The sequence below is a fragment of the Micromonospora tarapacensis genome, assembly GCF_019697375.1.
Classification (GTDB): Bacteria; Actinomycetota; Actinomycetes; order Mycobacteriales; family Micromonosporaceae; genus Micromonospora; species Micromonospora tarapacensis.
This window is the reverse complement of record NZ_JAHCDI010000004.1, coordinates 4,222,234-4,235,922: the sequence shown is the minus strand read 5'-3', so window position 1 is coordinate 4,235,922 and position 13,689 is coordinate 4,222,234. Positions and strand designations below refer to the sequence as shown.

Below are 13,689 nucleotides of genomic sequence, written 5' to 3'. Positions count from 1 at the left end.
ACTGTGACCGCCTCCCCGCTTCCGGATCTTGACCCGACCTCCCGCCGGCGTGGTGCCGTGTGGGAGCTGTGGCGTGGGGTGGACGCTCGGGCGAGCCGGTTGCTCGCCGGGCTGCACCAGACCTGGCGCCGCTCGTTGCAGGTGCGTGTGGTGACCATCACCCTGGTGGCCTCCAGCCTGCTCGTCGGTGGGTTCGCCTACCTGATCGCAGACAAGATCACGAACATTCTGCTGGACAACGCCAAGACCGACGTCCAGTTGCGGCTGCTCAACGGCGCGGAGTACGCGGCGAAGCAGTTCAGCCTGTACAGCCAGCCGCAGGAGGCCCAGCTCCAGGAGACCATCGACGGCACGGTCAACTACCTGGCCGGGGGTGACCCGCAGCAGAACAGCGGGGTGGTGGTGGCGCTCACCGCGGAGAACTGGCCCGGGGTGATCGAGCCGCGCACCTCACCGGCGGCGAACGTCCGGCCGCTGATCAGTCCCGAGCTACGCGCCGCGGTGGCCGACGGCAACGTGGCCAACCAGATCCGCACCGGCCGGCTCACCGGCGACACCGACACGAAGTACCTGGTCTACGGGTCGCCGGTGCCGACCCGGTTCGGTCAGGTGGAGCTCTACTACTTCGTACCGCTGACGCTGCAGGACGCGACCGCCGGCCAGGCGCGGGCGACCGTGGTGGCCACCGGGATCGCCCTGGTGCTGCTGCTCGGCCTGCTCGCCGCGCTGGTCACCCGGCTGGTGGTGATTCCGGTGCGGGTGGCCGCCCGCACCGCCCAGCGGCTCTCGGCCGGCCTGCTCGACCAGCGGATGGCCGTCAACGGCGAGGACGACCTGGCCCTGCTCGCCGCCTCCTTCAACCAGATGGCCACCAACCTGCAACGGCAGATTCTGCGGCTGGAGGAGATGTCGCGGCTGCAGCGCCGGTTCACCTCGGACGTCTCGCACGAGTTGCGCACCCCGCTGACCACGGTGCGGATGGCCGCCGATCTGATCTTCGCCGAGCGCGACGAATTCGACCCGGCGGTCGCCCGTAGCGCCGAGTTGCTCCAGGCCGAGCTGGACAGGTTCGAGGAGTTGTTGACCGACCTGCTGGAGATCAGCCGGTTCGACGCCGGGTTCGCGGTGCTCGATGCCGAGCCGACGGACCTGGTGCCGGTGGTGCATCGGGTGGTGGACCGGCTGTCCGGGCTGGCCGAGCGGGTCGGGGTGGCCATCGAGCTGGACGTGCCGACCGCCCCGGTGATCGCCGAGATCGACCCGCGGCGGGTCGAACGGGTGCTGCGCAACCTGGTCGGCAACGCCGTCGAGCACGGCGAGGGTCGGCCGGTGCGGATCACGCTCGGGATGGACGAGACCGCCGTCGCGCTGACCGTCCGCGACCACGGCGTCGGGCTCAAGCCGGGCGAGGAGAAGCTGGTGTTCAACCGGTTCTGGCGGGCCGACCCGTCGCGGGCGCGGCAGACCGGCGGGACCGGTCTCGGACTGTCGATCAGTCTGGAGGACGCGCGGCTGCACGGCGGCTGGCTGGAGGCGTGGGGGGCGTCGGGTCAGGGTGCGCAGTTCCGGCTCACCCTGCCGGCGCGCGCTGGTGACCGGCTGACCACCTCGCCGCTGCGGCTGGTGCCGGCGGACGCCACGCTGCCGTTCGGCGGGGCGCCCGCCGAGGGTCTGCTGGCCATCGGCCCGGGCCTGGGCGGCACGCTCGCGGTCGGCCCGGCGCCGGCGGCGGGACAGCACGCGGAGGTGGGTTCGTGAGGCGGCGGCTGCTGACGGGTGTGCTCGGTGGGGTTTTGGTGCTGGCCGTGTCCGCCGGCTGCGGCATCCCCGACCGCACGGAGGTGCAGGTCGAGCAGCGCGGGCCGGCCGCCGAGGCGAACTGGTCGCTCGGGCGGGGCACCGAGCCGCCGACGCGGGAGGCCAGCGGCAGCGACGCGGAGGCGTTCGTGCGGAACTTCCTGGCCGCCGCGGCCGGCGAGCCGGATCGGGCGTACGACCGGGTCAAGCGGTTCATCACGGCCGCCGAGCGGGCCGGCCTGCCGGAGAAGCAGGGCAGCGAGGTGGCGCTGTCGGTGGTGCGGCTCACCGACAAGCCGGTGATCGAGCCGGACGTCGACAGCATGAAGGTCACCATCACCGTGCAGCAGGTCGGTCTGCTGCGGGCCAACGGCATGCTGGTGCCCCCGCTGGCCACCGAGTCGACCTACGAGTTCCGGCTGGTCAGCGCGGCTCCGGCCGTCGAGGACGCCGGCTTCTACGTCAGTGACCCGCCGAACGTGCTGCTGCTCAGCGACGAGGCGCTGCGCCGCTACTACCAGTCGGAGTCGATCTACTTCTGGAGTTCCGATCGCACCCGGCTCGTGCCCGACCAGCGGTATCTCGCCTCGGCGGTGCCGGCGGAGCGCCGGGTCAGCGAGGTGATCCGCTGGTTGACCGCCGGCCCCTCGGAGTGGTTGCGGGTCGGTGTCGTCGCCCTGCCCGACCGTACCGAGATGATCAACAATGCCACCGGCTCGGACGGCCGGTGGGAGGTCAACCTGGACATGCCGGGCGCCGACGAACAGCGGCTGGAACAGCTCGGCACCCAGTTGGCGTGGTCCCTGCCGGAGTTGGACGGCACCCTCGAAATCAAGATCCTCAATCAGTCCCGCAAGGTGGTCGACCTCGGCGAGCAGCGCAGGTCGAACGAGCTGTACGCGATCGACCCCAACGCCCGGCGGTACTGCGTCTACGACGGGGCGATCCACTCGCTGACCGCGGCCAGCGAGCCGACCGGCTTGATGCCGGTGGCCGCCGAGGTCAACCACGACATCGTCACCGCGGCGCTGCGTCGCGCCGACGACGACGTCCTGGCCGCCCTGGTGGTGGCCGGCGGGGACGGGCGGCAGCAGCTGGCCGTCGGCCGTGGCACCGGGGTGGTGGAGAGCCTGCTGCGCGGGCCCGCCAAGCACACCGTGATCGGCCGTCCGGTCTGGATCCGCAGCGACGGCGGCCCGCCGTCGGGGCTGGTGGTCGCCGACGGTCACCTGTACCGCTTCGACGGCCAGGCGTCGATGCGCCAGGTGCAGCTCGGCCTGCCCGGCCGGGTCGGTGCGGTGGCGGCGGCCCTGGACGGGCAGCGGGTCGCGCTCGTCGTCGACGGTGTGCTGCACGTCGCCGCCATCAACTGGGAGGGTGGGGTGCCCGCGGTCGGCCCGGTCCGGCGGCTGGCCACCTCCCTGACCAACGTCACGGCGGTGGAATGGTGGGCGGAGAACCGCCTGCTGGTGGCAGGCTCGGTCGGCCGTCCGGCGATCTACGACGTCAGCGTCGACGGTGCCCTGGAGACCCCGCTGCGGGAGGACACCGGCAGCCAGGTCAACCACCTGGCCGCGTACCCCACCACCCAGCTGTCCCCGCTGGCCGGGTCGTTCATGTACGAGGCCAACGGGGTCGCCTACCGCAGCAACCCGTTCGAGCGGATCACCCGCGACCAGGTCGAGAATGTGACCCCGCCACCGGCGGGGGAGAGTCCGGGCAACCCCACCGCGCCCGTCTTCCTGTACTGAGCCGCCGTGCTTGGCGAACTCTGGGCGGACCTGGCCGACCTGGTGCTGCCCGCCCGGTGCGCCGGCTGCCGGTCCAACCGGTCGGGGCTGCGGCATGGCGTCTGCCCGGATTGCGTGACCGCGCTGCGCGAGCTGCGCCCCGGCCCGGTGCGGCCCGTTCCGGCACCGCCGGGGCTGCCGCCCTGTCATGCGCTCGGGGCATACGGCGGGCCGCTGCGGGAGGCACTGCTGGCGTACAAGGAGCACGGCCGGCACGCCCTGGCCCGCCCGCTCGGCGCGTTGCTCGCCGAGGTCGTCGCGGCGGCGGTCGGCCCGGTGCGCCCGGTGCTGCTGGTGCCGGTGCCGGACACCCCGGCGGCGGCCCGGGCCCGCTACGGCGACCATCTCGCCCGGCTGACCCGGCACTGCGGCCGCCGGCTGCGAGGCGCCGGTTGGCCGGTGCGGGTGGGTCACCCGCTGCGCGCGTCGCCGCGACCGGACTCGGTCACGCTGGACAGCGCCGGCCGGGCAGCGGCGGCCGTGACCGCGTTCCGGGCCCGGCCGGGCATCGGGCCGGCGCCCCGGGGGTCGTACGTGGTGCTACTGGACGACATCCTCACCACCGGAGCCACCCTGGCGGCGGTGAGTCACGTGCTGGCCGGGCACGGGCTCTCGCCAGCGGTGGCGGCGGTGCTGGCCGCGACCGAGAAAAGGCACAAGCAGTGACCGATTGTGTTTCCGTTTCACCCCTTCGTGTGTGAGGTGTGGAAATTCCTGGGTGGTCTTGGCGACCGGGGGTGACTGCCGGGCCAACAGGAGTTAGCGTTTGGCTGTCGGGGGTAGGAAGGTCATCCCACCCGTCCCCGGCGGTGAGAGGAGGCGTAGCCGTATCAACCGGTCGACGCCGATTGGGGCCATCCCCGGGCGCGACCGGAGTTCTCGGATCGAAGACCGTCCGAACAAGGGAGGTCAGATGGACATCGTGGTCAAGGGTCGTAACGTCGAAGTTCCGGACCACTACCGGGTGCACGTAGCAGACAAGCTCGCAAAGATCGAGCGCTACGACCACAAGCTAATCCGTGTCGATGTCGAGCTGTTTCACGAGCGCAATCCGCGCCAGGCCGACCACTGCCAGCGGGTGGAGATCACCTGCTATTCCCGTGGCCCGGTGATCCGGGCGGAGGCCTGCACAAACGACTTCTACAGCGCACTGGACGCGGCGATCGCCAAGTTCGACGCCCGGCTGCGTCGCGCCGCCGACCGGCGTCGGGTCCACCGTGGCCGGCACGCGCCGCTGTCGGTCGCCGCCGCCACCGCCGGCCTGCCGGTGGCCGACCTGCCCGCGCCCGCCGCGCCCGCGCAGACCGGCACCGCCATCGCCGTGGCCGAGCGGGCCGACGAGGAGTACGCGGACGATCAACCGTGGCACATCGCGCGGGAGAAGGCGCACCCCGCCGAGCCGATGACCATCGACGACGCCCTGTTCCAGATGGAACTCGTCGGCCACGACTTCTACCTGTTCCAGGACAAGGAGTCCGGCCGGCCGAGCGTCGTCTACCGACGGCACGCCTACGACTACGGCATCATCTCGTTGGACATCTGATCCGGTGCCGGCGACTCGGGTCGGGGTCCTCCCGGCCCGAGTCGCCACGCCCGCCCGGGACGCCACCGGTCGACGGTCCCCGCGCGCCGCCGGCAACCGCTGGCGGTAGCCCGCGCCGGTCAGTCCGCGAGATCCGTCGGCAGCAGGCCGAAGACCGTCGAGTCGGCCCGCTCGCCGGCCGTGCCGGGCAGCCGCCCACGCAGCAGCCCTTCCCGCCGAAATCCGGCCTTCTCCAGCACCCGCTGGGAGGCCACGTTCTCCGGCAGGGTGCCGGCCCAGAGTCGGGCCAGGCCGACGTGGTCGAACCCCCACCGCGCCAGCAGCCGTACCGCCCGGGTCGCGTGGCCGCGCCCGCGCCATCGGGGCAGCAGGCTGTAACCGATCATCGCCTGGCCGGTCGCGGGCTGGTCGTAGAGCAGCATGCAGTTGCCGACGAAGTCGCCGGACGTCACGTCGAGGACGGTCATCGCCGCGGCGGTGCCGATCAGCCACTGGCTCTCCGCGTCGCGGCAGCGCCGGTCGACCTCGTCCCGGCCGGCCGGCACCGGAGGCACCCGGGTCCGCACCACCGCCGGGTCGGTGTGCAGGCGGTACGTCTGGTCGGCGTCCTGTGGACTGAGGTGACGCAGCGCGATCACGCCGTCGGTGAGCCGGCCGCCGGGCAGGTCCGGCAACGGGCGCTCGGCCGGCCCGGCCGGATCGTCGGCGAGACGTACCCACACCAACAGGTCCCGCCGGCCGCCGCCGCGCACCGGGGTGGCGCAGCGGCGTACCCTCCGGCCGGAACCCGGCGGCCAACGCGACCCGCTGGCTGGCGGCGTTCTCGACGTGGGTGAGCAGCTCCAACCGGGCGGTGCCGGCGGCGAAGGTGTGCTCGGCCAGGGCCCGGGTGGCGGCGGTGGCCACGCCCCGGCCGCGCGCCCACGGCGCGACCCAGTAGCCGATCTCGGCCTGACCTCGCGGCGGCACCGGCTGGCTCAGTCCCACGGTGCCGAGCAGCCGGTCGGTGGCCGGGTCGGTGACGGCGTACGCGGCCCCACCGCCGGTGAAGGCGGCGGGGGCACCCTCGGTCACCCACCACCGGGCGTCGGCCTCGGTGTACGGGTCGGGTAGGTCATCGATGAACCGTCGGGTGAGCGGATCGGCGCAGCCGGCGGCGACGTCGGCGATGTCGTCCAGGCGGAACGGGCGTAGCCGTACCCCGGGTGCCTCGATCGGCTGCGGGGTCATGCCAGGTCCTCCGCGAGCAGCCCGCCCAGCCAGGCGTCCACCCGGGCACCGCGGTGGCGCAGGGCCTTGCGGGCGGTGCCTTCGAAGGTGAAGCCGGCCTTCTCGGCGACCCGGCGGGAGGCGACGTTGCCGACGTTGGCCCGCCACTCGACGCGGGCCAGCCCGAGCGTGGTGAAGCCCCAGGCGCAGACCGCGGCCAGCGCGGCCGGTTGGTAGCCCCGACCCCGGGCGTGCGGCGCGGTCATGAAGCCGACGTCGGCCAGCAGCGGGTCGGTGGCCGACAGCCGCAGGTCGATCGAGCCGGCGTACCGGTCGGCGGGGTCGGCGACGACGAAGCTGGCGCTCGTGCCGGCGGCCCAGGTGCCGTGCACGGACGCGAGGTAGTCCTCGGCGTCCGTGCGCTGGTAGCTCTCCGGAACCGTCGTCCAGCGCAGCGTCTCCGGGTCGCGGCAGGTGGCGACGATCGGGTCGAGGTCGCGATCCTCCATCGGGCGCAGGCTCAGCTCGTGCCTGCCGGCGGTGGCGAACAGGGTGGGCTGCCCCGGCCGAAGACGCCCGCCCGGCGGGCCGCCAGCGTGCCGGGGCCGGCGGGGCCGACCTCGCCGGGGGCCGGCACGTCGCCGGGCAGCAGCGAACCGAACCACTCGTGACCGCCGGACTCCGGGTCGGCGGCCCGCAGTCGCCCCTCGATCTGGAAGCCGGCCCGGAGGGCGACCAGCCGGGAGGCGTGGTTGCCCACCAGGGCCGCCCAGAGCAGCCGCCGCAACTTCAGTTCGTCGAAGGACCACCGGGCGAGGGCCCGGACGGCGTGCACGGCGACGCCCCGCCCGCGCGCCCACGGGGCGGTCCAGTAGCCGATCTCGCTCAGCTCGTGGTGGCGGTCGATCGTGTTCAGGCCGCAGGCGCCGAGCAGCTCACCGCTGGCGGCGTCGCAGACCGCGAACGGCGCGCCGGTGCCGAGTTCCCACTGGCGCGCCCGGTCGGCCACGAACTTCTGGGCGTGTTCGGGCTGGTACGGGCGGGGAACGCTGGTCCAGCGCTGGATGTCCGGGTCCTGGCAGGCGCGGTGCACGGCGTCGGCGTCGGTGGCCCGCCATGGCCGTAGCAGCAGGCCGTCCTCGGTGATTTCCACGGGCTCCATCGGCACCATCGTGCCGGATCGTTCGCCGACGGCGTAACCGGATAACTGGGACGCTGGCCGGCCCGAAGCGCGTTATGTCGGTTTCGCGGTGCTCGACCGCCTCCACCAGTGACCATCGGCCCGCCGGAACGCCTACGATGGTCCGGAGACTGTCTAGGGGAGCGTTGATCCGTGTCGATTCTTGAAAAGGTCCTCCGCGCGGGCGAGGGGCGCATGGTGCGCCGCCTCAAGGCGATCGCCGCCGCCGTCAGCTCGATCGAGGACGACTACGTCAATCTCACCGATGACGAGTTGCGCGACATGACCGAGCAGTTCAGGGGGCGGCTCGCCGACGGCGAGACCCTGGACGACCTGCTGCCCGAGGCCTTCGCGGTCTGCCGGGAGGCGGCGGCGCGGGTGCTCGGCCAGCGGCCGTACGACGTGCAGGTGATGGGTGGTGCGGCGCTGCACTTCGGCAACATCGCCGAGATGAAGACCGGTGAGGGCAAGACCCTGACCTCGGTGATGCCGGTCTACCTCAACGCGCTGTCCGCCAAGGGCGTGCACGTGATCACCGTCAACGACTATCTGGCCCAGCGTGACGCCGCCTGGATGGGTCGGGTGCACGAGTTCCTCGGGCTGACCGTCGGCGTGGTGCTGCCCAACCGGCCGTCCGCCGAGCACCGCGCGGCCTACGAGTGCGACATCACCTACGGCACGAACAACGAGTTCGGGTTCGACTACCTCCGCGACAACATGGCCTGGTCGAAGGAGGAGTTGGTCCAGCGCGGCCATAACTTCGCCGTGGTCGACGAGGTCGACTCGATCCTGATCGACGAGGCCCGCACCCCGCTGATCATCTCCGGTCCGGCCGAGCACTCCGCCCGCTGGTACGGCGAGTTCGCCGCGGTGGTGGGCCGGCTGCAGGCCGGCAAGGACGGCGAGGGCGACTACGAGGTCGACTACTCCAAGCGCACCATCGCGGTCACCGAGCGTGGCGTGGCCAAGGTCGAGGACCGGCTCGGCATCGACAACCTCTACGAGTCGGTGAACACCCCACTGGTCGGCTACCTGAACAACGCGATCAAGGCCAAGGAGCTGTACAAGCGCGACAAGGACTACATCGTCAGTGACGGTGAGGTCCTGATCGTCGACGAGTTCACCGGCCGTATCCTGCACGGCCGTCGCTACAACGAGGGCATGCACCAGGCGATCGAGGCCAAGGAGGGGGTGGAGATCAAGCAGGAGAACCAGACCCTGGCCACCATCACCCTGCAGAACTACTTCCGCCTCTACGACAAGCTCTCCGGCATGACCGGCACGGCCCAGACCGAGGCGGGCGAGTTCAACAAGGTCTACAAGGTCGGTGTGGTGACCATCCCGACCCACCGGCCGATGGTCCGCGAGGACCGGGCCGACGTCATCTACAAGACCGAGAAGGCCAAGTTCAACGCCGTGATCGAGGACATCGCCGAGCGGCACCAGGCCGGCCAGCCGGTGCTGGTCGGCACGGTCTCGGTGGAGAACTCCGAGATCCTGTCCCAGTTGCTGCGCCGCCGGGGCATCCCGCACTCGGTGCTGAACGCGAAGTTCCATGCCCGGGAGGCGGAGATCGTCGCCCAGGCCGGCCGCAAGGGTGCGGTCACGGTGGCCACCAACATGGCCGGCCGAGGCACCGACATCCTGCTCGGCGGCAACCCCGAGTTCCTCGCCACGACCGAGCTACGCCAGCGCGGGCTCGACCCGCTGGAGAACGCCGAGGAGTACGAGAAGGCCCTCGAAGAGGTCATGCCGAAGTGGCGGCAGGCGTGTGACGCCGAGGCGGAGGAGGTCGCCATCGCGGGCGGGCTCTACGTGCTCGGCACCGAGCGGCACGAGTCCCGGCGGATCGACAACCAGCTGCGCGGCCGGTCCGGCCGGCAGGGTGACCCGGGCGAGTCGCGCTTCTACCTCTCGCTCCAGGACGAGCTGATGAAGCGGTTCCGATCCGGCGCGGTGGAGGCGGTGATGGACCGCTTCAACATCCCGGAGGACGTGCCGATCGAGTCGAAGATGGTCACCCGCCAGATCAAGAGCGCGCAGGCCCAGATCGAGGGGCAGAACGCCGAGATCCGCAAGAACGTCCTCAAGTACGACGAGGTCATGAACAGGCAGCGCCAGGTGATCTACGCCGAGCGGCTGCGCGTGCTCAACGGCGAGGACCTCTCCGACCAGGTCCGCAACATGATCGACGACGTGATCGACGCGTACGTGCGGGGGGCCACCACCGACGGCTACGCCGAGGACTGGGATCTCGAGCAGCTGTGGTCCAGCCTCAAGCAGCTCTACCCGGTGGGCATCACCATCGAAGGGCTGGAGGAGGAGGCCGGCGGCTCGCGGGCCGGCATCGACGTGGAATTCCTGGTCGCCCAGCTCAAGGCAGATGCGCACGCCGCGTACGACCGGCGTGAGGAGCAGCTCGGCACCGAGGGCGCCCGGCAGCTGGAGCGCATGGTGCTGCTCCAGGTGATCGACCGCAAGTGGCGGGAGCACCTCTACGAGATGGACTACCTCCAGGAGGGCATCTCGCTGCGGGCCTACGCACAGCGAGACCCGGTGGTGGAGTACCAGCGCGAGGGCTTCGACATGTTCGCCACCATGATGGACGGCATCAAGGAAGAGACGGTCGGCTTCCTCTACAACCTTGAGGTGCAGGTCAACGAGCCGGAGGCCGAGGCCGAGGAGATCCAGCTGCTGGACAAGCCGGTGGAGATCCGGGCCAAGGGCCTGGGTCGTGCGCCCCAGCAGCAGGGCCTGCAGTACTCGGCGCCGACCATCGACGGCGAGGCGGGTGCCGGTGCGGTCGCCGTGCAGCACGACGACCAGCGTGCTCCGGCGCTCGGCATCGGCCGTCCCGACCCGGCAACCCCGGCGGCGCCGGGGCGGGCGGCGCCGCAGCGTCCGGCAGCCGGACTGCGTGGACCCGCGGTTCCGGTCAACACGGCCCGCCAGCCGGCACCGGGGCAGGCGAGCGCCAGCAACGGGCCGTCCCGCAACGCCCCGTGCCCCTGCGGCTCCGGCCGCAAGTACAAGCGCTGCCACGGCGCTCCCGGCGGCAACGCGGCCAGCTGAGGCCGGACCGGTTCCCACGACCCGGTCCGGTCATCGGGCCGTCAGTCGGGCTCGGGCCGCGCCGGTCGGCCGACCGAGAAGCCGGTCCGGCGGATGCCGTGCGGGCGGGTCAGAGGATCCGCAGGTCGGTGCAGAGCCAGGTGCCGCGGCGGTGTTCCAGGCGTAGCGCCATCGCCCAGCTGCGACCGCCGGCTCCGGTGAGCACCGCGGCGGCCTCGATGGCGGCGGGACGTGGCTCGCAGACGCGGAGCCGGCGTAGTCGCAGGCCAGGGCGGGTCGAACGGCGCCGCACCGGCACTGAACGGGCGGTGGCCCGGGCCAGCTCGGGCAGCAGCTGAGCCGACCGGGCCGGGTCGAGTTGGCGCCGGAGTTGCACCGGCGGCCGGAAGCCGTTGAGCACCTCGATGCAGGTGGCGACGAACCGGTGGGCGACCCGGGTGGCCGCCGGGGTGGCCGTGGCCAGGGCGCCGGGCGGTAGGTGCCGGGCCGGGTCGTGGCCCGGCCCCGCCCGATTCGGCCGGGTGGGCGGGCCGGGCTCCGCCCAAGTCGGGGTGCCCGGTGCGGCGGGGCGGTTGCCGGAGCGGGTGACGCCCGGTCGGGCGGCCGGGCGGTCGGGCTCACGGCCGGCCGGCCACTGTCGGGCGGCGGCGAAGAGGTCGAGTGCGAGCTGTCCGTCGGCCGGGGCGGGCCAGGCGGCGGGGCCCTCGTCGACGAAGGGTGGGTCGAACTGGGGCGCGGGGCGCAGCCGCACGGGCGGGCGCGCCGGTCCGGGTCGCCGGAGATCCGTCATCCCGCCCCCTACTCAACCGCAGTTGCCTTCGTTTGCCTTCGTTTGCGCTCGACGGCCGTCATTCTCCGGCATGATGACGGCGCCGGTCAATGCCGGCCGGGGTCGCCCGGCTACTCGGCGTCGCGTTCGGCCAGTGGATTGCCGCGTACCCACTCGGCGGTCTCCGCGTACTTGCGTTCGATGTACTCCTCCAGGCGGGCCCGCTCCACCCGCCACTGGCCCCGACCGCCGATCTTGATCGCGGGAAGTTCGCCGCTGCGCACCATGTGGTAGACCTGCGAGTCCGACACGTTCAGCTCGGTAGCCACGTCGGACAGGAGCAGGAACCTCGGCTCCACGGAAACTCCCCAGGTTGGCGTCGTTTGCCTCAGTTTGCCATCAACGACCAGCCTCGGACCATCCGCTCCGGGTGCGACTCGCCCACCCGGCCGGACACACCGGGGCAGAGCCGGAACTTCCACCGGAGCGGTGCGAGGTGTATGACGGTCAGGGCACGCGGCGTGGCCGGGTGCCCGGCCGGCGGCGTCGCCGGCGAACGGAGCAGAGCGGGGGAGACCACCGGTGACCGACGAGCTTGTCCGGGTCTACGTGCCGGCGACCGTGCCGATGCTGGCCAGACTGCCCGAGCACGGCCTCGCCGCGACGCAGGCGCACGCCGTCACGCCGACGCTGCGCGAGTGGTACGCGGAGGGTGACGAGGAGGAACTGGAGTACGTCGCCTTCACCCGGGCCGCCCAGGACGCCCTGCAACTGATCCGGTACGACGCCGCCGCCCCCCGCCGACGGGTGGTCGTCTCGGCGGACCTGCCCGCGGCGGCGGTCGGTCGGGGCGACGGCGAGCTGGGCTCCAGCCTGGTGGAGTTGCATGCTCCGGTGCCGTCCTCGGCCGTGGCGGCCATCCACCTGGACGGCGCGGGCGCCGCGACCGATGTCGCCGCCGCGGCGCAGGTGGTGGTGGAGGCGTTGGCCGGTGACCCGGACGCGCAGTTCACCGTCGACAGCGCCGAGGACCACGAACTGGAGTGGTACGACCCGAGCGAGCTGGAGTCGCTGCTGCGCGCCGCGGCCGGCGAGCAGTGACGGACGGCCGGCTCGTGCGGTCGTGCCGGGCGGCGGGCGGCGGCCGGTCGGCGGCGCGCGACAGTGCCCGTCAGCGGCCGGCGGTGCCGGTGCCCGCTCCGTCGGCCGCCGCCTCGCCCGTCCCAGGCGGTGCCGCCTCGTCCGCCTCGGGCGTGCCGGCCGCGGCGCCGGTCTCGGGGGTTCCGGTTGCCCCGCCGGTCTCGGGCGTCTCGTCCTCGGCGGGCGAGCCGAGCGTGCGACCGAAGGTGACCAGGGCGGTCAGCGCGCCGACGAACAGCACCCAGATCCCGTTGTCCACCCGCGAGGTGCCCAGCGAGGTCTGCGCGACCGCGTCCGCCTCGCTGAGCGCGGCGGCCAGGTCGATCAGCGAGCGCCCGCCGACCCTGATGATCACCTCGGCGAGCAGCAGCAGGAGCCCGGGGCCGGCACCGGCGACGAGGTACGCCGGCCAGTGCAGCCCGGGTCGGGCGCCCTCGCGGGTGGCCCGCCGCCGTGCCCAGGTGAGGTAGCCGAAGGCCAGGCCGCCGGCGATGAGCCCGCCGAGCAGGGACTCGGTCCGGGAGACCCAGTTCGCCGCACTCACCAGCGACTGCTGGGTGTCGCCGGCACCGAAGAGGTTGAACAACGGATCCCGGGCCACGCTGAAGCCGACCACGAAGATCAGGGTGCCCAGCGCGGCGGACGCCACGGCGCCGACCACCGCACCGGTGCGGGCTCCCGCGAGCGCGCCGCCGATGACGGCCGCGGCGGCGGTGGTGCCGGCTATCGTGCGGGTGGTCGTGTCGCCCGCGTAGCTGAGGTTGATCGCGAGTGCGGCGAGGAGCCCGACCAGCAGACCGGCGCCGACCGCCACCGCGAACCGCAGGGTGCTCCGGTCGGCCCGGCGGGCGACCGGTTCGCCGGCGGCCAGTCCCACCGCGGCGCCGGCCACGAGCGCGGCCGAGATCACGCCGGGCAGCGCGAAGGCCGACAGGCTGACCGCGGTGACGCCCGCGGTCGCCGAGCTGATCGCCTCCCGCGTCGACCAGAGCATCGCCGCCAGCCAACCCACCGCCAGCAGCGCCAGCGCCGGCGTCCCCGGTGCCGGGCGTACGGAAACGGCGGGGCCGGTCTCCGGGGGCTCGGGCTGCGCGGCGGTCGGCCCGTCGGGCTCGTTGCTCATCGTCTCCCCTTCACCGCCGGCACCGGCCGGGCCGCAACGTCACGGCAATCCAGCGTACGCGTCCGG

Annotated in this window: 11 protein-coding genes and 1 pseudogene; 6 read left to right on the top strand and 6 right to left on the bottom strand. The window is 72.8% G+C overall.

The window, feature by feature from the left end:
• Nucleotides 1–3 precede the first annotated feature (3 nt).
• The 4 genes from mtrB to hpf all read left to right on the top strand — a co-directional run bounded on the left by mtrB (nt 4) and on the right by hpf (nt 5,130).
• Nucleotides 4–1,758, top strand: a complete 1,755-nt coding sequence (mtrB, locus tag KIF24_RS25190) for an MtrAB system histidine kinase MtrB (protein WP_221086149.1) — start codon at nt 4–6, stop codon at nt 1,756–1,758.
• The gene (locus tag KIF24_RS25185; RefSeq protein ID WP_221086148.1) at nt 1,755–3,548 is read left to right on the top strand and encodes an LpqB family beta-propeller domain-containing protein; all 1,794 of its coding nucleotides are present in this window, start codon (nt 1,755–1,757) and stop codon (nt 3,546–3,548) included. Before mtrB ends, KIF24_RS25185 begins: the two co-directional genes overlap by 4 nt.
• A gap of 6 nt (nt 3,549–3,554) precedes the next feature.
• A complete protein-coding gene (locus KIF24_RS25180) occupies nt 3,555–4,253 on the top strand; it encodes a ComF family protein (RefSeq protein ID WP_221086147.1) in 699 nt (232 codons plus the stop codon).
• Between the two features lie 247 nt (nt 4,254–4,500).
• Entirely contained in the window at nt 4,501–5,130 is a 630-nt protein-coding gene (gene hpf / locus KIF24_RS25175; RefSeq protein ID WP_221086146.1) for a ribosome hibernation-promoting factor, HPF/YfiA family, read from the top strand.
• 119 nt (nt 5,131–5,249) lie between these two features.
• Here the strand turns inward: hpf and KIF24_RS25170 are convergent.
• The 3 genes and pseudogenes from KIF24_RS25170 to KIF24_RS25160 form a co-directional block, all read right to left on the bottom strand.
• Nucleotides 5,250–6,360 (bottom strand): annotated as a pseudogene (locus KIF24_RS25170) (GNAT family N-acetyltransferase).
• Entirely contained in the window at nt 6,357–6,848 is a 492-nt protein-coding gene (locus tag KIF24_RS25165; protein WP_221087543.1) for a GNAT family N-acetyltransferase, read from the bottom strand. Before KIF24_RS25165 ends, KIF24_RS25170 begins: the two are co-directional and overlap by 4 nt.
• A gap of 11 nt (nt 6,849–6,859) precedes the next feature.
• Nucleotides 6,860–7,501, bottom strand: a complete 642-nt coding sequence (locus KIF24_RS25160; protein ID WP_230415890.1) for a GNAT family N-acetyltransferase — start codon at nt 7,499–7,501, stop codon at nt 6,860–6,862.
• 171 nt (nt 7,502–7,672) lie between these two features.
• Between KIF24_RS25160 and secA the strand changes: the two genes are divergently transcribed.
• A complete protein-coding gene (secA, locus tag KIF24_RS25155) occupies nt 7,673–10,591 on the top strand; it encodes a preprotein translocase subunit SecA (protein WP_221086145.1) in 2,919 nt (972 codons plus the stop codon).
• A gap of 109 nt (nt 10,592–10,700) precedes the next feature.
• On the opposite strand, the gene KIF24_RS25150 is transcribed toward secA, so the two are convergent.
• Together KIF24_RS25150 and KIF24_RS25145 are read right to left on the bottom strand one after the other, a co-directional pair.
• Nucleotides 10,701–11,381, bottom strand: a complete 681-nt coding sequence (locus KIF24_RS25150) for an Rv3235 family protein (RefSeq protein ID WP_221086144.1) — start codon at nt 11,379–11,381, stop codon at nt 10,701–10,703.
• Nucleotides 11,382–11,491: 110 nt separating this feature from the next.
• Nucleotides 11,492–11,719, bottom strand: a complete 228-nt coding sequence (locus KIF24_RS25145) for a helix-turn-helix domain-containing protein (RefSeq protein WP_221086143.1) — start codon at nt 11,717–11,719, stop codon at nt 11,492–11,494.
• Nucleotides 11,720–11,942: 223 nt separating this feature from the next.
• Here KIF24_RS25145 and KIF24_RS25140 point away from each other — a divergent pair, with 223 nt between their 5' ends.
• On the top strand, nt 11,943–12,461 hold the full coding sequence (locus KIF24_RS25140; protein ID WP_221086142.1) for a DUF6912 family protein: 519 nt from the start codon (nt 11,943–11,945) through the stop codon (nt 12,459–12,461).
• A gap of 70 nt (nt 12,462–12,531) precedes the next feature.
• On the opposite strand, the gene KIF24_RS25135 is transcribed toward KIF24_RS25140, so the two are convergent.
• The gene (locus tag KIF24_RS25135) at nt 12,532–13,623 is read right to left on the bottom strand and encodes a hypothetical protein (protein ID WP_230415889.1); all 1,092 of its coding nucleotides are present in this window, start codon (nt 13,621–13,623) and stop codon (nt 12,532–12,534) included.
• Nucleotides 13,624–13,689 lie beyond the last annotated feature (66 nt).